The organism is Spiroplasma endosymbiont of Sarcophaga carnaria (assembly GCF_964019595.1).
In the GTDB taxonomy this organism is placed as follows: Bacteria; Bacillota_I; Bacilli_A; order Mycoplasmatales; family Mycoplasmataceae; genus Spiroplasma; species Spiroplasma poulsonii.
The window spans coordinates 1155447-1177470 of sequence record NZ_OZ026456.1 but is presented as its reverse complement, the minus strand read 5'-3'; the positions used below and the strand labels follow the sequence as shown (position 1 = coordinate 1177470).

Below are 22024 nucleotides of genomic sequence, written 5' to 3'. Positions count from 1 at the left end.
TCTTTATTATTATATCACTAATTTACAAAAACAAAACAGAAAAACACTTTAATTTTGTCGAAAACTCTTGATGAAATAAAAAAAATCATCAATATGACAATTTGAAAACTAATTTTGTGTAAGATTATGATTTTGCTTTAAATTTTTTAAACGTTAAAATATAATACCGTTGATTGTTGGTTTGGTGTTAAACCTTTGTGTTGGTATTTTCATTTTCAGAGCTTTAAATAATTTTGAATATTAGTGAAACCCAAACCATGATAATGAATTAAGGCTTCTTTAAGACTGGATTGTAATTTACTAATCTTATTTAACTTTTGATAACTAGTATCAGGGTTTGTACTAGTTTTGGTGGAATATAGAGTAGAATTTGTTTGTTTTGCTACTAATAAATATAGTGGTTGCATATCAGAAATAATTATTGATTTTTCTTTAATTAGTTGCTTATTCATATTTTCAATAATCCATTGTTTTTGTAATCTTTTGGTATTGGTGGATTGAACAAAAATATTATTATTGCTATCAACTGCCATTTGAATACAGCATTTGGTATCAGTTGAAAATGGATCGAGATGAGTTTTTCGTTTATCAAATTTATCTTTAAAATTGCCTTTATGAATTTCTTTAATAAATGTTTCATCCATTTGGATTTGACCATTTAATTTTTTAAATTTTAACTGTGTATTTTCTAATTGTTTTGATTGCATTAATTTTTGTCGATTATATCAAGCGGTTTTTGGGGTTGTTTTAATAAAACGAGAAATTATTTTACTAGATTGTCCTAACAATGAAATTTGAATTAATAAATTTCACTGTTCATAATTTAAATGACTTCAATAAGTAAAATGATGACGAAATGCATCAAAACTAGCACGACATTTTTTACATAAATATTTTTGTTTTCCTTCGGAATTATGACCATTTTTAACACAATGAAAAGATTTGCAATTAGGACATATAATGCCTTTATCTCTAAATTTTTGATCAATTTCATTTAAACGTTTTTGTTTTTTAATTAAGTCTGCTTGTTGTTTTATTTTTTCATAAAATTCTAAAAATTGATCATCTGTTAAGCTATTTATTAATTCTGTAATTATTTTTTTCATCATTTATTTACCTCTATATATTAAAAATATACCTAATTTTAGGTATATTTTATAAATATCAAGAGTTTTCGACAAAATTAAAGGAAAAACATAAAAGACCCTTATGGTCTTCTTTTTTCTTCATAGTTGATTCAACTGCACGGTAAGACAATATTATCTAACTATTTTAAATTAATTAGTAAAAATTCGTAAAACCTTTAATGCTAATACTCGTGGGCTTTGATCAAGTTCTTTACGAATTTTGGGATTATCAATAATTAAGGATAAAAATTCATATACTTTACTTTCATTATATGTCGACAGTTTATCAATAAATTTTTTAACATTTAATTTTAATGCAACTAGTAATTTTAAAATTTTATTTCAACTAGTTTTTGAACAATCTTTTTCAATTCGACAAATTGTTGATTGTTGTAAGCCAGATATCTTTGCTAATTCACGCTGGGTCAAACCCTTATGAATCCGTAATTGCTTAATAACTTCGTTCATTTATATATTCCTTTCATATAAAAAATAACTAAGTTAAATAATATATTTCTTTATCTATGCAATGCAAAAATTATAGCAGAAAAAAAATTTTATTGTTAAATAAAATTTTTGTATGCATCAGATTAAAATAATAAATTACGAGGAGTACGCGGGAAAGGAATCACATCACGAATATTCAACGCTCCGGTCACATACATTACCAAACGTTCAAATCCAAGTCCAAACCCAGCACTTTTATAATAACCATATTTTCGTAAATCTAAGTACCATTGTAAATCTGTTGTTGGAATTTTTAATTCGTGACAACGAGCAATAATCTTATCATAACTATTTTCCCGAACACTTCCTCCTACTAATTCTCCAATTCCTGGCACCAGTAAATCACAAGCAGCGACTGTTTTATTATCATTAACTTTCATATAAAAAGCTTTAATCTCTTTTGGATAGTTAAATAAAAACGTTGGTTTCTTAGTTTCTTGTTCACATAAATATCTTTCATGTTCAGTTTGTAAATCCATTCCCCAAAAAATATCAGCATTATCAAATTTATGACCATTCTTTACTGCTGTTTGTAAAATTGTAATTGCTTCGGTATATGAAAGTCGCACAAATTGATTATTAACAACATTTTGTAATCTTGTTAGTAACTGATCATCACCATTATCATTTAAGAACGCAAGTTCACGATGATTATTATTGAATAAATAATTAATAATATATTTCACCATTGTTTCAATTAAGTCCATATTCTCGGTTAAATCAATAAACGCAACTTCTGGTTCAATCATTCAAAATTCGGCAGCATGTTTTGTTGTGTTAGAATTTTCTGCCCGAAAGGTTGGGCCAAAAGTATAAACTTGACGAAAGGCTTGCGCAAACCCTTCAGCATGAAGTTGGCCAGAAACGGTTAAACTAGCTTTTTTGCCAAAGAAATCTTCGGCATAATGATCATCGGTTCTTGTTGTAACAACAAATGATTCACCAGCTCCTTCAGCATCATTCCCTGTAATAATTGGAGTATGAACATAAATAAAATTATTTTTGTTAAAGAATTCGTGAATTGCAAAAGCACTGCTGCTACGAATTCGAAAAATTGCATTAAAAGTATTAGTTTTTGCTCGTAAATGTGCAATTTCACGTAAATATTCATAAGTGTGTTCTTTTTTTTGTAACGGGTAATCTTCACTTGCTTGGTCAAGAATTTCAATGTTACTTGCTTGAATTTCAAATTGTTGCTTTGCAGTTGGCGTTAAACAAAACTTTCCGGTAACTTTTACTACCGATGAAACACGTACGCCACTAAGTTCTAAAAAATTAGTTAATTGTTCCGCCTTATAAACAATTTGAACATTGTCAAAAATAGTTCCATCATTAACAACTAGAAACCCTAATTTTCCACTACTACGATTTGAACGCACTCATCCTAAAATCGTAATTTCACTTTGATCTTGAATCTGATCTTGATATAATTGTAAAACTGTCGTCATTATTTATCTCCTTTTTGTTTTTATAATTTAATTGCACTTTGTAATGCTAATTCAACCATCTGGTGAAAATTATTTTGGCGTTCAGTAGCAGAGGAGGTAACTTCACCTGAAATAAACGAATCTGAAATCGTTAATAATGTTGCTGCTTTTTTATTTAATGCTAACGCATTAGCAAACAAAGCAAATGATTCCATTTCAACACAAACCGCATTATATTCAGCTTTAATCTTCTTTCAATCATCTGCATTTTTACGATAAAAAACATCAGAAGAATGGACAATGCCAGGATAGGTCTTAATCTTAGCTGCTTGAGCAACTTCTTCAATTGTTTCAAAAATATCTTGTGAAGCTTGAAGAACTTTATCATTAACTCCAGCAACAATTTCAGCAAAATTATTTTCGCCATAAGCTCCCGTTACATTAACAATATCATAAACTTTTAATGCTGCATCATAACTTCCAGCTGAACCAACCCGAATAATATTATCAACATAATAAAATTTAAATAATTCATACGAATAAATCCCAATACTTGGACAACCCATTCCGTTTCCAGCAATTGTAATTGGTTTATTCTGATAAGTCCCTGTATACATATACATATTTCTAATTTCATTTACTAATTTTACATTTTCTAAAAAAGTTTCCGTAATAAATTTAGCTCGTAATGGATCACCGGGCATCAAAACTGTCTTAGCAATATCTTCTTTTTTGGCATTAATATGTGGTGTCATTGTAATCTCCTCTTAATATTCTATGTTTAATTTATATTGTACTATAGAAAACAAAAAGAAACATTAGTTCCTTGCAATTTAACGATACTTTTTTAAAATTTTATTACTTTTAACCTTATTTTCTAAATATTGGCGATCTTTATCCATTGATAATAACACCTGAATTAAATTATCGTTTCAATATATTAATGGTAATAGCACTGAAATAAAAATTTCACTTTTTTCATATAATGATGATGAAACAACAATATGGTTAACATCAGCATATTTTGATAAATCAGAATTATATTTTGAAGTAACGGCAACAACATTTGCACCATTGTTTTTTGCTTCTTTTGCAGCCGCAACAACAGATTGTGTTTTTCCCTCTAAACTCATACAAATTAGTAAATCATCTGGTTGCATTAAACTTGCCCGCATAATAGTATTATTTTCATCTTCAACTAAAATACTACAAGCAAAACCAAAACTAAATAAACGATTAGCTAACTCTTTTACTGATAAACCGGTATTACCAACACCAACTAAATAAATTGCTTTTGCTTTTTTTAGTAGTGTCACTGTTTCTAACAATTTATCACTATGAAAAATTTGATTGTTACGTTGTAAAATATCTTGATAATATAAAAAATATTCTCTGTTGCATCTAAATTTAAATTATTAGTTTCTAATCGTTCTTGTTCAGCAACAATTGCAATAATAAAATCACGATAACCTTTAAAACCTAATTTATCAATTAAAGAATAAATTGGCGAATAACCAATGCCCGTTGCTTTTGATAATTCTTCAATCTTGATATTACGAATATTGCGAACATTATCGCGAATATAATTAGCAATTTTAACTTCTTTTTTAGTACAACTTCCTTGAATCATTGATAACTTAGAAAGGATTGAAATATTTTCCATTTGTTAATAATCCCAACGATTATCTTGTTGTGCCATGACAAACTCTTTATCAACGATATCTGATGATCAAATCTTATTAATTAAATGATCAGTAAAATACATTCAAGGTAATAGTTTATTGACATAAATTTTATGGTCATTAGCGCGTTGATTAGGGGTAGAAATAATATGTGATCAATTTGATAATTGAACCGCTTTTGACATATCTTTTCCAGAAATAGCAATAATTGTAACTCCTTTTTCTTTCGCAATTGTTAAAGCTTTGTTGACTGATTCATTATCACCAAATAATGAATAAGCTAAAATTAAATCATTTTTATTCATAAAACGAGAACGAACCATTAGATCCTCTTCATTTTCATTTAAATTAAAGGCATTAAAACCAAAGTGATATAATTCTAATGCTAAAGTTTGTGATAACGCATTAGTTGAACCCATTCCAATCACAAAAATTCGATATGCTACCTTAATAGCATTAATCGTTTGATTCATTACATCATTATTAATCATCGTATCATTTTGATTAAGAATATCAAAGTATGTTTTTTTCATTAAACTTTCCATGTTTTCAAAATCTAATGATTTAATTTCAACATCAGCAGCAATTGCAATTAGAAAATCACGATAACCTTTAATTTGCACTTTTCGTAACAAACCATAAATTGCACTATAACCAGTATTAACTCGTTGTGCTAAAATTTCAATATTCATTGTTGTTACTTCTTTCATATTTTCTTTAATATATTTAATTATTTCATTTTCCTTTTTGGTAAAATTCTTTGAATCAAATGTCTCTAATTTTGATAAAAACGATGCCATTGTATCTAATCTCCTTTTATTCTATTTTCCATTAATTCTTGTTCCGCCAAGCGGGCAATCATTGCAGCATTATCAGTACAATATTCTAATTTTGGAATGATTACTTTTAAATTTGATGTTGCTAGATCTAATATTGCTGTCCGCAATGCACTATTGGCAGAAACGCCGCCAACTAACGTAACCATCTTTGGTTGAAAATTTTTAATTGCCAACTTTGTTTTTCGCATAATAATATCAACACAAGTTTTCTGAAAGGTGGCACAAAAATTAGGGAGGTTAAGATTTTCCTTACCGTGTTCTTTTGCAATTAAATTAGCTGCCGCTGATTTTAAACCACTAAAAGAAAAATTATAACTTTGGTCATTCAAAGGCAATGGTAAATGATAAGCGGTTGGTGTCCCAGTTCCTGCTATTTTATCAATGATTGGCCCGCCAGGATATCCTAGTTCTAGCATGCGTGCAACTTTATCATAACATTCACCAACTGCATCATCTAATGTTGAACCTAAAATTTCAAAATCTAAATGTTTTTTCATTAATATTAGTTGGGTATGGCCACCACTAACAAGGACCGCTAACAAGGGAAATAAAAAATTATTATCAATTGCACTAGCGTAAATATGACCATATAAATGATTTAATGGCAGAATTGGAATTGCTAAATAGCTGGCTAAAGTTTCAGCAATTATTTTACCAATATGTAACGCACCAATTAAACCTGGTTTTGCTGTGTAAGCAATGTATTGTAAATCTGTGATTTTTATTTTTGCTGTTTGTAAAGCTTCTAATAAAACATATGGAAAATTTTTTAAATGCAAGCGGGACGCAAGCTCTGGAACAACACCACCACATTTTGTGTGTTCATTAATTTGGGACGAAATAACATTTGCTAAAATTTTTCCATTTTTATAAATCGCAACACTAGTTTCATCACAACTTGTTTCAATTGCAAGAATTACCATTACATACACCTCTAAAATATTATATAATAATTTTTAATAAAATGATAAGAAACCGATTACTATCAAAAATAATAAAAAATACTACAAAATTGTAGTATTTATTTTTGTTTTGTATATTCAATAAAAATCCAATCTAAATAACCTTGTTGTCTTTCATTACTTTTTCGATTCCTGCAATTGCAGATTTTTCGTCAGCACCTGATGCAACAATTTCCACTTCTGCACCTTGGTGAATTCCTAACGCAATAATAGTCATAATTGATTTCAGATTACCAGTTTTTCCTCCTGAGAAAATAGTAATATCTGACTGGTACTTTCCTGCTTCTCCTACAATTAATGCAGCTGGGCGAGCATGCATCCCAACAGGATCAGCGATAACAGCTTTAAATGATGCCATTAAATTTCCTCCTTTAAAATATACTCACTTATTATATCAAAAAAATAAAAATAACTATATTATCATTCAACAATTTTACCTTTTTAACCAATAATTTCAACGGGAATTTCTTGTTGTTCATCAGAAATTGTTCTTGAATTTAGAAATATCATTATCTGTTCAATAATTCAATTAAAATTAATTTTAATTGCTTGATTTGATATCAAATAATTAGTCACTAAATTGGGTTCAAAAATAACATTAATAATTTTGCAATCTAATTTTTTAATACTTTTAACAAGAAAATAACTTTCTTCATCAACACAAATTACTGTTTCAATATGTTTGTCAATTATCTTATTTGTCAATAATGTTACATCAGTTTCATAATCATCAACAGTTAAAACAAGATAATTTGTCAATAAGTTTAAATCATTACTAGCCTTAAAATATCCTCGATATAATGTTTTTCACTCTGTTCCTAATGATAAATACAAGATTGCTTTTGTTTGCAAAGCAATTTTTGTTACTAATTGATACATTATTTTTTCAAAGTTAAAATATAATGCTTGGAACTTGTTATTTTGTTGTCCAAACAGAAGAACATTGATATTATTTTCATATTTTTTTAATAGTTTTGAAACTGTTTCATAATAACTAGTAAAAATAATTATTTTCATATTTCATTGTTGTTGTAAGGCTTGTAGCTTTAAGTCAAAGAGGTTTTCATCTTCATTAACCAACACGATATTAATCATAATATTTTCATTGGCTAATTTATTTGCTAAAAATTGAATAATTTGGCAAGTCCATTTTGATGTTTTATCAAAAATTAATAATGTAACATTTGTTTGCACCTGATTCTTTTTAAATAAAAAATCATTTTGTTGTAAAATTGCGTTAATCCGCTCTCGCATATCATCACTAATTGAACCGCCACTAAAATAGCGCGAAATTGTGCCAACACCACAACCAGCAATTTTTGCTAATTCTTTATAATTTTTAATTTTCATCTAGTTCAACCTCCCTTATTCTACTTTCTTAATTGCCTGACTATCTGCTGAAATGATTTTAACTTTGTACGGGTCTGGAAAAACAATTTGTACATTTTGAGCAATAATTTTTACAACCACCCCAATGCCAAACAAATCATGACTAACAGTATCATTTAATTTTCATAAGTTAGGTTTAAAAGATGGTTCAACATTTTTGTTCAAATGAAAAACTGTTGTTTCACCACTTAACTTCATCCCATTACGGTTTGAAAAAGGTTTTGGTTTACTAAATATTAATTCACTATTAACCTTTTGATGAAAATCACTATCTAATTCTTTAATAAAACGCGAAGGAAAACGTTCGTTTCCAGTAATATATGAATAACCTTCTGGATGACTTAAAAATAACATTTCTTGTGCTCTTGTAATCGCAACATATAATGTTCGTCGTTCCTCTTCAATCTGATCATAGCCCATTTTAATTGCCTGACTTGATGGAAAAATTCCTTCATTTAAACCAACAATAAAAACAATCTTTTTTTCTAATCCTTTCGCATTATGAATTGTCATTAAAGAAACAGTATTATCAGTTAAATTATCACTATCACTATCGGTTTGTAATGAAACTAATTGTAAGTATTCACTTAATAATTCAACTCCAGTTAGATTATCATTTTGCTGGTCAAATTTTTTTATTGAGTTAATTAATTCTAAAATATTTTCTTCACGTTCTTCTTCAAAATTATCACGCAAACGTTGTTGATATCCTGTTTTATTTAACAATAATATTACCAGATTTTCAATTGTTGCTGTTTTTGGTAATTCTGTTAAAGCAGCTAACATTGCTGTGCGTAAAGCAGCTAGATTATGTTGTAAACTTGTTGGTAATAAATCAAAATGATGTTCTAACAATGCCGTAAAAGTTAATTCTCGTTCTTTTAAAACTGTGAGAATTTGTTCAAATGCTTTTGGACCAATTTTTGGCGTTAATAATAATACTCGTTCCACTGCTAACTGGTCATTATTCATAATTATTTTTAAAAAGGCAAGCGCATCTTTAATTTCCTTTCGTTCATAAAATTTGAACGCTCCAAAAATACGATAAGAAATTCCATAGTCTGCTAAAGCAACTTCTAAATCACGCGATAAGTAATTTGCCCGATATAAAATTAAAACATCTTTATAATCATAACTTTCTTGTTTAATCAATTCCTTAACTTTTCGTGCCACAAAGTCACTTTCATCAGCACTATTTACAGCATGATATAAAATTGGTAACTGTCCTAATGTTTGGTTTGTAAATAAATCCTTTTCAATTCGGTCTTTATTATTTGCAATTAAATTATTAGCTAATGACAAAATACTTTGACTTGATCGATAATTTTCATTCAGAATAATTGTTTCTGTTCCCGGAAAATATTGCTCAAGATTTAAAATTAACCTAACTTTTGCTCCCCGTCATGAATAAATTGTTTGATCAGGATCCCCAACAACCATAATATTATGTGCGTCACCAACTAATCATTTAATAATATCAAATTGAATTTCATTTGTATCTTGAAATTCATCAACTAAAAAATAATCAAAACGATTTTGTCATTTTTCTAAAACTTCTGGATGGTGTTTAAATAACTTATATGTTAGCAAGATTAAATCGTTAAAATCAAGACTATTTAATTCTTTTAACCGTGTCTCATAATGTCCATACACTTCCGCTCAACGTTTTTCATCCCCAATTGCATTATCCTTTGCACTGGCCGGACTAATAAAATCATTCTTTTGATTACTAATATAATTCTTTACCATCCGGCTTTCTTGGGCATCATACTTAGCATTAAATGTTTTATAAATATTACGTAAAATACTATCTTGATCAGCCATATCAATAATATTAAAATTACGCTCATAATTTAGCGCAACAATATCTTCGCGTAAGATGCGTACACACAAAGCATGATAAGTTGAAATCATACAACGTTTGCCATTAACACCAATTAAGTCAACAATCCGTTCTTTCATTTCATTCGCTGCTTTATTCGTAAAAGTCACCGCACAAATTCGTCATGGTTGTAAATCAGCGTATTTAATTAAATAAGCAATCTTATTAATAATTACTCGTGTTTTTCCACTACCAGCGCCAGCAATAATTCGAACAGAACCATTAATTGCTAAGACAGCCTCTCGTTGATTTGGATTTAAATGTTCAATAAATTCATTCCTCATGTGCTTCTGCCTTTCTTTTCAAACAATTACATTTTACCTTATAATTCATCAATTTCTTTTAAAATTTCATCAGAAATATTCCCCGGTTGATCTTTTTGTAAATGAACATGTTGATGCTCTCTTGTTATTGGTTTTTTTGACGCCTTTTTTTGTTTTTTAACAATTGGTTTTGTTTTAACATTAAATAAATTAAAATGACGATCAAATAAAATTTGATGATTTGGATTTAAAACAACCGCAAAAATTAACCCTAAATATCATAAAAAATAAGTTGTTGTTACAATTCGAATCACAATAATTGCCACGGGATTTTTGTTAGTTGTTCGAAATAAATCACCTAAATTAACATGAAAAATTAAATTTAAACTTAAATTTGTTAATAATACAATAAACCACGGCAAAAATATAATAAATAATTCTCGCGTAAAAATAACTCCTAATTTTAACTTTTGTTCTGTGTTAACTAATTTAATTTGAAACAAAAACTTACCAATCGTTTTACCATCTCAAAAATACGGTAAAAGGACAAAATAACAAAAGAACAACAAAAATGTTATGCCAATCACAACAATTGGTGGTCAAACAGTACGCTGACCATATCAGTAATTCATTGTCAAAGTTAAAATTAATGGAATTAAACTAGCTAAAATAATATCAAGAAAACGCACGAAAATAATGCGTGCTGGTCGCGCTAATTGGTGCAAGTTATAATCTTCGCCTTTCGTTGTTGTTGCTATTGTCATATCCTCCGTATCGTTGTTTTGCATCGAATGCTTAGTTTTATCATTTAATTCTGTCATAAAATCTTATTTAGCATTTTCTAGTTTTCAATTTTTAATAAATCCTTTAATATCACTAACAATTACTTTAAACTTTGGTTCTTGAATATCTTTAATGTATTTATTTTTAAGAAAACTTTTATATCGTCGTTCTAATTTATTTTCGGTGCTATGAATCGCTTTAATTGATAAGGCTTTATTGTTTTGCAACCGTACCAGACGTAAAAATGTCACAAGACAAAAACGAATAAAGGCATATTCTAATTCTTCTTGATACTCACGATATAAATTTAAATCACGATATAAATTAAAAATATAAATTCATTGTTTTAGTAAATCAAAAACGCTATAATTGACAAGCCCTAATTCATAATCAGCTAAAATATCTTCAATTGCTAAAAAACCGTTGGCATATGCTAAGATATTATAAATGAAGAAGGCATCAGTCCGGCGATAATTAAGTAACATAATATTTTTTTGCAATACTAATTTACGCCGAAAAATTTTAGTAAAAACCAAAGAATGGGTGTAAGCTAACACTTCCTTATCTGTTTTTGGAGATAATAAAACATTAGCTTTATTACGAATCTCACTATTTCCTTTTGAATGCGGATAATGTAACCGAAATTCAACAATATCAATTTTTTTATGCTCAACTTGGTGTTTTGTAACATTTTCTTTTAGCACAGCAACAGCTGTTTTATGAATAACTTCGCCTTCATCAACAATCATAAAATAATCCCCACGCGCAACACAAATAGCACTATTAAGACCATAAGAAAAACCTTGACTTCGTAAATTTGTAACGACTTGCATTTTTTTACCAACATTATAAAAATGCTCACTCATAACCTCTAATGTTTGTGATTTAGGTTGAAAACCAGTATCATCAACTAAAACAATTTCATAATCACCATTGGTTTGCTCTTTAATTGACATTAATGTTTTCATTAGTTTGACGGGGTTATTCTGTGTTACAATAAGAAATGATAAAAACATACTAGTATCCCCCCTATTTATACTTGTAATAATTATAACATTTTAATTTATTTTTTAGTATAATTATTATATTACACTAGAAAAGAAAATCATTGAACTTAAATGCTTTGAAAATAGAGGTTTTAAAATGCCAAATGAAACATTACAAAAAATTTTACAACAAAGAGAAATTAAAACAACCGATGATATTATCTTTCGTACCATCTTTGATGTTTTAAGTGCCCTTTTTACCGATGAAAATCATCTTTCAACATTGAAAAGTGGTTATACTATTAATGATCACCAACAAGTGTGACTAGTAAATATCCCACCACCCCATCGCCTTGCTGGGGGAATTGAAAAGGGTTATGCCAATTACATTGCTCCTGATGGAACATATCTTTATCAATTTGATAGCACCAAACCGCTTAGTAAACGAAAAAAACTTGGTGAACAACAAAGCCAACAGCAAACTGAATTTGTCACTTTTGCAAAATTAAATGAAAAAGAAAAAGGCATTGGTTATCACTTTGTTGGTGTTTTTCGGTTTAATTGTTATACCGATGAAGATTGTCAAACAATGATTTATAAAAAAATTGCTAATTCTTATCACTTACCACCTATAAAATAATTTCCAACACAAAAAACAAAAACCATACTTAATTCTAAGTATGGTTTTAAAAATTATAATTATTATTACGATTTTGTTTTGCTTCTAATCGTTGTTGTTTTGCTTCTTCGCGCGCCATTCGTTTTACACGGCCATAATCAAACGGGTCATATTTTCCTGTTCCCGCTTTAATATGCTTACCAAAAATATTAATCTTTCAAGTTCAATTTCTTTCTTTGAATCTCATCATTATCTCCCCCTATAATAAATTATCAAGCCCTATTTGTTTATAATACACGATATTAGAATATTTTTCAATTTCAAATTCTTTAATTTTGTCGAAAACTCTTGATGAAATAAAAAAAATCATCAATATGACAATTTGAAAACTAATTTTGTGTAAGATTATGATTTTGCTTTAAATTTTTTAAACGTTAAAATATAATACCGTTGATTGTTGGTTTGGTGTTAAACCTTTGTGTTGGTATTTTCATTTTCAGAGCTTTAAATAATTTTGAATATTAGTGAAACCCAAACCATGATAATGAATTAAGGCTTCTTTAAGACTGGATTGTAATTTACTAATCTTATTTAACTTTTGATAACTAGTATCAGGGTTTGTACTAGTTTTGGTGGAATATAGAGTAGAATTTGTTTGTTTTGCTACTAATAAATATAGTGGTTGCATATCAGAAATAATTATTGATTTTTCTTTAATTAGTTGCTTATTCATATTTTCAATAATCCATTGTTTTTGTAATCTTTTGGTATTGGTGGATTGAACAAAAATATTATTATTGCTATCAACTGCCATTTGAATACAGCATTTGGTATCAGTTGAAAATGGATCGAGATGAGTTTTTCGTTTATCAAATTTATCTTTAAAATTGCCTTTATGAATTTCTTTAATAAATGTTTCATCCATTTGGATTTGACCATTTAATTTTTTAAATTTTAACTGTGTATTTTCTAATTGTTTTGATTGCATTAATTTTTGTCGATTATATCAAGCGGTTTTTGGGGTTGTTTTAATAAAACGAGAAATTATTTTACTAGATTGTCCTAACAATGAAATTTGAATTAATAAATTTCACTGTTCATAATTTAAATGACTTCAATAAGTAAAATGATGACGAAATGCATCAAAACTAGCACGACATTTTTTACATAAATATTTTTGTTTTCCTTCGGAATTATGACCATTTTTAACACAATGAAAAGATTTGCAATTAGGACATATAATGCCTTTATCTCTAAATTTTTGATCAATTTCATTTAAACGTTTTTGTTTTTTAATTAAGTCTGCTTGTTGTTTTATTTTTTCATAAAATTCTAAAAATTGATCATCTGTTAAGCTATTTATTAATTCTGTAATTATTTTTTTCATCATTTATTTACCTCCATATATTAAAAATATACCTAATTTTAGGTATATTTTATAAATATCAAGAGTTTTCGACAAAATTAAAGCTTTTTTATTGTATTTCATGATTAATATGTTAATATAATTATAACTTTTTATGATTTAGTTTTACAGTATACAATACAATAAAAAAATAAATGGAGTCAAAACATGATTACAATTAAAACTGGGCAAGAAATTGAATATATGCAGAAAGCTGGTGTTGTTTTAAAACAAATTCATCAAGAATTACGAGCAATGATTAAACCGGGCGTAACAGGAATAATGCTTAATCATCGCGCAGAAGAAATTATTGCCGCAAATGATTGTCAACCCAATTTTAAAGGATTATATGGTTTTCCTGCATCAATTTGTGTTTCTTTAAATACTGTCTTAGTGCATGGGATTCCTAATGATGTTCCATTCCAAGTGGGTGATCTTGTTTCAATTGATGCAGGATGTGCTTATAAGGGCTATAATAGTGATGGTGCTTTTACTGTTATTGTTGATGCTGATCAAAATCCAGAGCATGTTAAGTTACTAACTGTTACAGAAACAGCGTTAACAAAAGCAATGGCAATTTTAAAACCAGGCGTTCGGATTGGTGATATTGGTGCTGTAATCCAAACATATGTTGAAGGGGAAGGCTTTTACTTACCAACTGAATTTACTGGTCACGGAATTGGGCGCAGTTTACATGAAGACCCAATAATTCCGAATGTTGGAAGTGCGGGAACGGGGCTGCGGTTGCAAGCAGGGATGACAATTTGTATTGAACCAATGGTCCAAATTGGAACTAAAGCGATTAAAATGTTAGATGATGGGTGAACACCTGTTTCGGCATTAGGATTAGCGAGTGCCCACTTTGAGCATACGATATTAATTACTGAAACTGGTTATGAGGTTTTAACATAACGTTTTTTATTATTTTTATAATTTTTAAATTTGAACTTTAATTTTGTCGAAAACTCTTGATATTTATAAAATATACCTAAAATTAGGTATATTTTTAATATATGGAGGTAAATAAATGATGAAAAAAATAATTACAGAATTAATAAATAGCTTAACAGATGATCAATTTTTAGAATTTTATGAAAAAATAAAACAACAAGCAGACTTAATTAAAAAACAAAAACGTTTAAATGAAATTGATCAAAAATTTAGAGATAAAGGCATTATATGTCCTAATTGCAAATCTTTTCATTGTGTTAAAAATGGTCATAATTCCGAAGGAAAACAAAAATATTTATGTAAAAAATGTCGTGCTAGTTTTGATGCATTTCGTCATCATTTTACTTATTGAAGTCATTTAAATTATGAACAGTGAAATTTATTAATTCAAATTTCATTGTTAGGACAATCTAGTAAAATAATTTCTCGTTTTATTAAAACAACCCCAAAAACCGCTTGATATAATCGACAAAAATTAATGCAATCAAAACAATTAGAAAATACACAGTTAAAATTTAAAAAATTAAATGGTCAAATCCAAATGGATGAAACATTTATTAAAGAAATTCATAAAGGCAATTTTAAAGATAAATTTGATAAACGAAAAACTCATCTCGATCCATTTTCAACTGATACCAAATGCTGTATTCAAATGGCAGTTGATAGCAATAATAATATTTTTGTTCAATCCACCAATACCAAAAGATTACAAAAACAATGGATTATTGAAAATATGAATAAGCAACTAATTAAAGAAAAATCAATAATTATTTCTGATATGCAACCACTATATTTATTAGTAGCAAAACAAACAAATTCTACTCTATATTCCACCAAAACTAGTACAAACCCTGATACTAGTTATCAAAAGTTAAATAAGATTAGTAAATTACAATCCAGTCTTAAAGAAGCCTTAATTCATTATCATGGTTTGGGTTTCACTAATATTCAAAATTATTTAAAGCTCTGAAAATGAAAATACCAACACAAAGGTTTAACACCAAACCAACAATCAACGGTATTATATTTTAACGTTTAAAAAATTTAAAGCAAAATCATAATCTTACACAAAATTAGTTTTCAAATTGTCATATTGATGATTTTTTTTATTTCATCAAGAGTTTTCGACAAAATTAAAGTAAAAAAGTAAAAAGTAGTAATAAAACTATTTTTTACTTTTTTATATTTTTATTAATTTATTTATTTTCGTTTGTTTTACTAATATTTTCAATATTGTCTGTTTTATTTTGTCTTTTATTTAAGTTTTGGAATGCTGTTTTTATTTCCTGAATTTCTTTATCATCATTTTTTAATAATTCAGGGTGACAATTTTTATAACTTAATTTAAGATGTTTTTTAACTATATTAAAATCAAGCACCTCAACTTCAATTTCATCACCAATATCAAAAAAATATTTAATATCTTTAACAAAATAATCTGAAACTTCACTAATATGGATTAAACCATCAGCCTTTTCTGCTCGACAAAAAGCACCATAGGGAATAATATTTGTTATTTTTACAATAATTTTGTTATTTTTATCATACATATATTTTTTCTCCTTTACTAAAATCTAATTATATTATTAAAATGCTGAAAAAAATTTGTTAAACACAAAAATAATTAATAGATTTTATTATTTTTATTATATACATTAACTAATTAATGAACAAATATTTTTTTAAAATATTGTTTTGATGTAAAATCCCCTAAACAAGGTCTTATTGTAGTATTTAATATATCTAAAACAGATTTTAATCTACTGCGAATATTAATTATAGGCTCATTTCGTAAAAACCAACGCCTTATATCTCTATTTATCCTTTCAACTAATGCTTTTTGTTTTGGTTTTCCAGGGTCACAAAAATAAACTCTTATTTTTAAATATTTTTCTATTAGTTTTCATTTATAAAATTCTTTTCCTCTATCTGTTAAAATACAACTAAATTTATTAATACCAATTTGTCTAATCATTTTCATTAAAACCATTAACACAATACTTGCTTTTTTAGTAAATAAAATATCATAAAAAACTATTTTAGATTTCCGATTTACTAAAACTAACAAATGAAAATTACCACAATCAAGGGTATCCATTTCTCAAATTCCACTAAAACTTAAATCATCTCCATAATCATTTAAAAATTGCTTATAATCTCTAATATTAAGCAATACACCACGATTATCATTTTTTTCACCATTTTTAGTTTTTCGCTTTTTATTTTTAAAATACAAATTATTTTTTGATAAATTAAAATAACCTAATCTAATATATTTATACATTGTTTTAAAACATACACTAAATTTTACATTATATTGTAATTCATACGACATAATAATATTTTGTGGCGAACGACCAAAATTATTATATTCATTAGAAAAATGACTTAATTCTTGTGAATTTAACATTGAATATTTACGACATTGTTTTTTGTTTTTATCATGTATTTTTTGTGCTTTTGCAGCATTATAATCACCAATATTATCAAACATATTTAATTCTTGCCAAATAGTTCTATAATCTCTATTCATTTGCTTAGCAATTTTTCGAATATTAATTGTTCCATTTTTCTTTTTAAATAATTCATTGTTTTTTAATTTTTCCAAATTTACTCTTTCATTAATATCTAATCTTTCATATTTTTTCACACTTTACCTCCTAAAATATTAAAATATGTTATAATTTACTTAAAATAATTATAGCATTTTAAGTAAGGAGTTAAATATATGAAAAAATGACTTAGCATTTTAGGAGCAATCGGATTAACAGCAACAAGTACAACAACATTAATTAGTTGTGAAAAACCAAATAACAATGAAAACGGAGGGGGTAATAAACCGAAACCTACACCTGAACCACAACAACCACAAGAACCACCAATTGGAAGTAATTGAAAATGATATTCAGGAGATGAATTGAACCATGGACCAACTAATAAATGATATATATTAATATCTAAATCAACTAATTAAACTGATGCAGTATATGCAATAGATTTAATTCATTTTACAACAAGTACAAGTATTAAAACAACATATCCACTTTTAAAGTCAATATACAGATGAGAAGAACTAAATAAACCAGCTCTACCAATAATTGATAATAAAACAGGTAAAATTACTGATTGAAAAGAATAAAAGGACCTATAAGTCCTTTTTTATATTAATCGAACAAATTTCATAAAAATAATTAATAGGAATATATTTGTTATTGTGTTATATAATGCTGGACTAAATTTTCATACTTCGAATGTTTGATTAAAAAAACTATATATTGTTTGAAATATTTTACCAACTCCGCTTGCTAATTCATTCACTTGCTTAACACCAGGAATATTATTTACAATTCAAATTGCCGCATTTCTAATATGACACGCTAAATTATATCAACTACAACTTTCATATTGTGCTTGTCATCATTGCCCATCAGGAAATAATCCACCATTATTTATTTCTTGTCAGTTATAAATACCAAAATTAAAATCATAATAACGATACATATCATTTTCTTTTTGTGCTTGTAATTCAAAAACATTATAACCAATTTTTTGTTCTTCAATCTTTTTATATTTTAAACCATATTTATCTTTTAAAGCACCTTCAAAAATATAACCTTCATTTTGATTAATATTATAATCATTTGCAACAGAAAAATCATAATTAAATACATTACCATAGTTAATGTTATAAAATCGTTTTTTAAATGCTGAATACAATTTAATATCTAGTTGCTTATATTTATCAGAAAAATAAAAATAACGAGGATAAATCTTAAAACCATTATTTGCTAATAAACCATATTTTTTATTATAACCTTGCACATAAGTATTGTTTTCTAAGTCAAAAATTGTTCGTAAATAATCTTTATAAAAGTTTTGCGAAACTGTAAACATACTATTTAACAATTTTTCAAATTGATTTTTATTCGTATTATTTTCATCAATTAAAACATCTCTAAAATTAACTAATTTCAAACCAAAAAAATTAATTAAAACAGTATTATATTCTAAATTATCAATATAACCACTTTCAATAAAATTACTACGATTTTGGAATACTGGAACTAAAGCATGAGCAAAAAATGCTTTTAAAAACTTATTAATATCAATTTGGCCTTTCATCTGTTCAAAAATATCTTTACCAGTATTAGGAGTATTATCTTGATTATAATTATATGTTTCAACACTAAAATTAAAGATACTATCTTTTTCTTTCATAAAAGTAAACAAAAAACCTAAATCATCAGTATATCGATAACTATTTGCATTATTACCATCCCAATATTGTTTAAGATGTGTTAATTCTAAACTACCAGCAACAATATTTTTATGTTCATCAATCGTTAAAATCATTCGATAAATTGATTTTCTAGTTAAAATAATACTAGGTTTTCAGTCCAATTTTTCCATATTATTAATAATTTCAAAATCAAAGATTATTCTTTGACTGCCTAAATTTGAATCATCATAATCAGGATTACCACCTTGCTGTATTCTAATATTTTCTTGAACAATTACATCAATATACTTTAATAAAAAAGAACGAACCTTTTGATAATCATTATCAGTATAAAAAAGAAGATTACCTTGATTATCTATTTCAGGAACTTGTTTATCAGTTGGAATACTTGTATTTTCTCATCTGTATATTGACTTTAAAAATGGATATGTTGTTTTAATACTTGTACTTGTTGTAAAATGAATTAAATCTATTGCATATACTGCATCAGTTGAATTAGTTGATTTAGATATTAATATATATCATTTATTAGTTGGTCCATGGTTCAATTCATCTCCTGAATATCATTTTCAATTCTGAAATTTTAAATTAACTTGTTGCAAATTGTCAATACTTTTTTCTAATTTATTAATTATTTCAACAGTATTAAAATACTTAGCAAAAGAATAAGAAAAATTTGTTAATTCTTTTAGAAATTGTTTTTTATCAACATCATAAAATTTATCAATGTTATATTGTTTAACATAACTATCTCAATTTTTGTATAAATCCATAAATTCATTACTGGGTTTATCAAATGAAATCCCCGTTGAATAACTATCCTTTAAAAAATCTAAATATCATTTATCATTATAAGTTAATGATTGCGATGTTTTTAAAGTTGGATTAATAAAATAATTGGTTTCAGACCAATTTTCAAAAAAACTACTGCGTAAAAACATTGTATTAATAAAATCAGTTTCATTCATTCCTGTTGTTTGTTGATTAACAGTATAATTTTGTTGATTTAACGGTTTAAATGCTGTTAAAGTAATAAAAGGAATAATTAAACCTAAAAGCCCTAAAAGTCCTATTGAAAATAAAGAAAATAATTTTTTCATAAATAACTCCTAACTATATAATGTTTTTGAAACAATAAACCCAACAATATATAAACTTGATATTGTTAACATTAACGGATGACTAAACAAAATTGCCATCTTACCAAATAAAGAAAGTAAAAAAGTATCTGAGTTATATAAATCCATAATAATATTTTTTGCTGATGTTAATTGATTAATAATAACTGTAATAAAACCAGTACCAAATATAGCAATTGCCGCAACCAATAAAACTAGTCTAATCATTATTTATGCACTCTCCGATATCCTTGTTCTCTTGTTTTTGCTTGTTTTGCTAAACTTGATAATTGTTGTTTATTACGATTAATTTTAAACTGTTTACGCTCTGTAATATGTTTTTGCATACCTTGTTTAGTATCTGAAACTCCACGAGCAGTCGCAGAATAAATATTTGATACCCCCGTTTGTACTATTGAACCTAATTCGTTATATTGTGTTCTTGTGCCGTGAATTGCATAAATTGATAACTTAACAACCATAAAAAAAATAATAAAATAAGCAATTGTTGTATTTGTCATTGGTAATTTAGTATTTCAAATTACATCAAAAATAAACAAAAAAACATCAAAAATAAAACTAAAAATCTTATCTCAATTACTACTTTCTGACAACAAATTAATCATTTTTATCACTTCCTTTTTCTTTTTTAGGTTTTAAATTCTTTTTAAAAATATCAATATCAAACAATTCTAACCGCTCTTTAACACTCAATTTAGTAATTTCTGACCAATAGTATTCTTTGTTATTAATTATTTCATCATTTTTTAAATCACGAACAAACTTTAATCATTGACTATCATATTTCTGTGCAAATTCTAACGGAATAATTATTTTAAAAAACCGAATTCCTAAACAAACATCTGACTTATGTTTTACTCGTTTACCTTCTGCTGTTCGTTCTACTGATTTTGTTTTTCAAATTTCATAATCCGTAATATCTTGAAAAATACCAATTCGCATAATAAAGAAACGATTAAAAAAATTAAATCCTTTTTTAGCAATCGGTTTTTTAAGTGAAATTGGAATAATAATACCACTTGCTAATTGTCGGATATTATTTCAAATCATACCCTCACGCTGTGCTGTAAACAAAGCACGATTACCAAAATGTCTTGCTAAAACAATTCACGGAATTTTACCACTATGGACTTTTTTCTCATCGTGAGGACTAGTTCCATCAATATATAAATAACTTTCATCAAATAAAATAACACTATCATCAGGGGGAACTGGTTTTGTTCTATCTGTAAAATCTAAATTTTTAAATGTTAAAACTTTAACTTTCTCATCTTCTAACGGATAATTACTATAAATTTTATCTGTTAATAATTTCATAGTTTGTGATAAATAAGTTAAAAGTAAAGTTTTTCCGGTTCCTAATTTACCAATAATAACTGATAACGGATTATCTCAAACAAAACTTACTAACCGAAAAGCATTTAACTGATAAAATATGTTTTTTCAAACTCATCATACAAAATAAACACATTGCAAAGCAAATAATAATCAAAATACTAAACCAGTATAATTTAATGAAATTATTCAAAATAACAAATCAATTAAACTAAACAAAATCATTGAACTACTAATATAACAATAATTTTTTAAGAAAAATACAAACTTTTTCATTATTTAAAATACCCAACTATTTTAAAAATCATTCATAACAAAAACCAAGTTAAAAATAAAATAACAATTCAAACACCAACCATCAAAGTTAAATATTCATTCTGTGTCAAAGTCCAAGTTGTAATACTTTCAACATTTGTTTTATTTATAAACAAAAAGACATGAATAAAAAACTCTTTTAATTTTTCTCAATCATTTTGCATTTTTAAAAA

26 protein-coding genes are annotated in these 22024 nt (G+C 26.7%); 4 read left to right on the top strand and 22 right to left on the bottom strand.

All coding sequences use genetic code 4. From position 1 onward, the window contains the following. Positions 1-146: 146 nt before the first annotated feature. The 13 genes from AACK91_RS06765 to AACK91_RS06705 all read right to left on the bottom strand — a co-directional run bounded on the left by AACK91_RS06765 (position 147) and on the right by AACK91_RS06705 (position 11877). A complete protein-coding gene (locus tag AACK91_RS06765; protein ID WP_338963247.1) occupies positions 147-1109 on the bottom strand; it encodes an IS1/IS1595 family N-terminal zinc-binding domain-containing protein in 963 nt (320 codons plus the stop codon). 168 nt (positions 1110-1277) lie between these two features. After that, positions 1278-1595 carry a helix-turn-helix transcriptional regulator gene (locus AACK91_RS06760; RefSeq protein ID WP_338965395.1) on the bottom strand — a complete coding sequence of 106 codons (318 nt, stop codon included), beginning with the start codon at positions 1593-1595 and terminating at the stop codon, positions 1278-1280. A gap of 122 nt (positions 1596-1717) precedes the next feature. After that, positions 1718-3082: an asparagine--tRNA ligase gene (gene asnS / locus AACK91_RS06755; RefSeq protein WP_338965394.1), complete on the bottom strand. Its 1365-nt coding sequence runs from the start codon at positions 3080-3082 to the stop codon at positions 1718-1720. 20 nt (positions 3083-3102) lie between these two features. Beyond that, on the bottom strand, positions 3103-3816 hold the full coding sequence (gene deoD / locus AACK91_RS06750; protein ID WP_338965392.1) for a purine-nucleoside phosphorylase: 714 nt from the start codon (positions 3814-3816) through the stop codon (positions 3103-3105). 78 nt (positions 3817-3894) lie between these two features. Then, on the bottom strand, positions 3895-4377 hold the full coding sequence (locus AACK91_RS06745; RefSeq protein WP_338965391.1) for an SIS domain-containing protein: 483 nt from the start codon (positions 4375-4377) through the stop codon (positions 3895-3897). A 5-nt stretch (positions 4378-4382) separates the two neighbouring features. Continuing rightward, positions 4383-4724: a hypothetical protein gene (locus AACK91_RS06740; protein WP_338965390.1), complete on the bottom strand. Its 342-nt coding sequence runs from the start codon at positions 4722-4724 to the stop codon at positions 4383-4385. 3 nt (positions 4725-4727) lie between these two features. Beyond that, the gene (locus AACK91_RS06735; protein WP_338965388.1) at positions 4728-5543 is read right to left on the bottom strand and encodes a MurR/RpiR family transcriptional regulator; all 816 of its coding nucleotides are present in this window, start codon (positions 5541-5543) and stop codon (positions 4728-4730) included. A 5-nt stretch (positions 5544-5548) separates the two neighbouring features. Beyond that, positions 5549-6505, bottom strand: coding sequence for a tRNA (adenosine(37)-N6)-threonylcarbamoyltransferase complex transferase subunit TsaD (gene tsaD / locus AACK91_RS06730; RefSeq protein WP_338965386.1), 957 nt, complete (start codon positions 6503-6505; stop codon positions 5549-5551). Between the two features lie 133 nt (positions 6506-6638). After that, the gene (locus tag AACK91_RS06725; RefSeq protein ID WP_338965384.1) at positions 6639-6902 is read right to left on the bottom strand and encodes an HPr family phosphocarrier protein; all 264 of its coding nucleotides are present in this window, start codon (positions 6900-6902) and stop codon (positions 6639-6641) included. An 83-nt stretch (positions 6903-6985) separates the two neighbouring features. Next, positions 6986-7894, bottom strand: a complete 909-nt coding sequence (locus tag AACK91_RS06720) for a hypothetical protein (RefSeq protein ID WP_338965383.1) — start codon at positions 7892-7894, stop codon at positions 6986-6988. Positions 7895-7909: 15 nt separating this feature from the next. After that, on the bottom strand, positions 7910-10099 hold the full coding sequence (locus AACK91_RS06715) for an ATP-dependent helicase (RefSeq protein WP_338965382.1): 2190 nt from the start codon (positions 10097-10099) through the stop codon (positions 7910-7912). A 38-nt stretch (positions 10100-10137) separates the two neighbouring features. Further along, positions 10138-10899: an RDD family protein gene (locus tag AACK91_RS06710; protein WP_338965380.1), complete on the bottom strand. Its 762-nt coding sequence runs from the start codon at positions 10897-10899 to the stop codon at positions 10138-10140. 6 nt (positions 10900-10905) lie between these two features. Beyond that, a complete protein-coding gene (locus tag AACK91_RS06705; RefSeq protein WP_338965378.1) occupies positions 10906-11877 on the bottom strand; it encodes a glycosyltransferase family 2 protein in 972 nt (323 codons plus the stop codon). Positions 11878-12004: 127 nt separating this feature from the next. Here AACK91_RS06705 and AACK91_RS06700 point away from each other — a divergent pair, with 127 nt between their 5' ends. Further along, entirely contained in the window at positions 12005-12487 is a 483-nt protein-coding gene (locus tag AACK91_RS06700; RefSeq protein WP_338965376.1) for a hypothetical protein, read from the top strand. A 46-nt stretch (positions 12488-12533) separates the two neighbouring features. Here the strand turns inward: AACK91_RS06700 and AACK91_RS06695 are convergent, their stop codons facing one another. Together AACK91_RS06695 and AACK91_RS06690 are read right to left on the bottom strand one after the other, a co-directional pair. Further along, positions 12534-12716 carry a hypothetical protein gene (locus AACK91_RS06695; RefSeq protein ID WP_242441434.1) on the bottom strand — a complete coding sequence of 61 codons (183 nt, stop codon included), beginning with the start codon at positions 12714-12716 and terminating at the stop codon, positions 12534-12536. A gap of 177 nt (positions 12717-12893) precedes the next feature. Next, positions 12894-13856, bottom strand: a complete 963-nt coding sequence (locus tag AACK91_RS06690) for an IS1/IS1595 family N-terminal zinc-binding domain-containing protein (protein ID WP_338963247.1) — start codon at positions 13854-13856, stop codon at positions 12894-12896. Between the two features lie 183 nt (positions 13857-14039). Here AACK91_RS06690 and map point away from each other — a divergent pair, with 183 nt between their 5' ends. Continuing rightward, positions 14040-14783, top strand: coding sequence for a type I methionyl aminopeptidase (gene map / locus AACK91_RS06685; protein ID WP_338965373.1), 744 nt, complete (start codon positions 14040-14042; stop codon positions 14781-14783). 115 nt (positions 14784-14898) lie between these two features. Further along, positions 14899-15861 carry an IS1/IS1595 family N-terminal zinc-binding domain-containing protein gene (locus tag AACK91_RS06680; RefSeq protein ID WP_338963247.1) on the top strand — a complete coding sequence of 321 codons (963 nt, stop codon included), beginning with the start codon at positions 14899-14901 and terminating at the stop codon, positions 15859-15861. Positions 15862-16018: 157 nt separating this feature from the next. Here AACK91_RS06680 and AACK91_RS06675 read toward each other — a convergent pair whose 3' ends face one another. Beyond that, a complete protein-coding gene (locus AACK91_RS06675) occupies positions 16019-16372 on the bottom strand; it encodes a S1 RNA-binding domain-containing protein (protein WP_338965372.1) in 354 nt (117 codons plus the stop codon). A 113-nt stretch (positions 16373-16485) separates the two neighbouring features. Further along, positions 16486-17472 carry an IS30 family transposase gene (locus AACK91_RS06670; RefSeq protein ID WP_338965371.1) on the bottom strand — a complete coding sequence of 329 codons (987 nt, stop codon included), beginning with the start codon at positions 17470-17472 and terminating at the stop codon, positions 16486-16488. Between the two features lie 78 nt (positions 17473-17550). On the opposite strand from AACK91_RS06670, the gene AACK91_RS06665 reads away from it, so the two are divergent. Then, positions 17551-17796: a lipoprotein gene (locus AACK91_RS06665; protein ID WP_338965369.1), complete on the top strand. Its 246-nt coding sequence runs from the start codon at positions 17551-17553 to the stop codon at positions 17794-17796. A gap of 185 nt (positions 17797-17981) precedes the next feature. Here the strand turns inward: AACK91_RS06665 and AACK91_RS06660 are convergent, their stop codons facing one another. Genes AACK91_RS06660 through AACK91_RS06640 form a run of 5 tightly spaced genes read right to left on the bottom strand, consistent with a single transcriptional unit; the run spans position 17982 to position 22015 of the window. Further along, a complete protein-coding gene (locus tag AACK91_RS06660) occupies positions 17982-20162 on the bottom strand; it encodes a spiroplasma phage ORF1-like family protein (protein WP_338965368.1) in 2181 nt (726 codons plus the stop codon). A 9-nt stretch (positions 20163-20171) separates the two neighbouring features. Beyond that, positions 20172-20408 (bottom strand): hypothetical protein, encoded by a 237-nt coding sequence (locus AACK91_RS06655; RefSeq protein WP_004027616.1) that lies wholly within the window; start codon positions 20406-20408, stop codon positions 20172-20174. Further along, the gene (locus AACK91_RS06650) at positions 20408-20806 is read right to left on the bottom strand and encodes a hypothetical protein (protein ID WP_338963282.1); all 399 of its coding nucleotides are present in this window, start codon (positions 20804-20806) and stop codon (positions 20408-20410) included. Before AACK91_RS06650 ends, AACK91_RS06655 begins: the two co-directional genes overlap by 1 nt. Beyond that, a complete protein-coding gene (locus tag AACK91_RS06645) occupies positions 20799-21812 on the bottom strand; it encodes a hypothetical protein (RefSeq protein WP_338965366.1) in 1014 nt (337 codons plus the stop codon). Before AACK91_RS06645 ends, AACK91_RS06650 begins: the two co-directional genes overlap by 8 nt. Next, positions 21812-22015: a DUF2649 family protein gene (locus AACK91_RS06640; protein ID WP_126821076.1), complete on the bottom strand. Its 204-nt coding sequence runs from the start codon at positions 22013-22015 to the stop codon at positions 21812-21814. The genes AACK91_RS06645 and AACK91_RS06640 overlap by 1 nt, the downstream gene beginning before the upstream one ends. Positions 22016-22024: the final 9 nt, after the last annotated feature.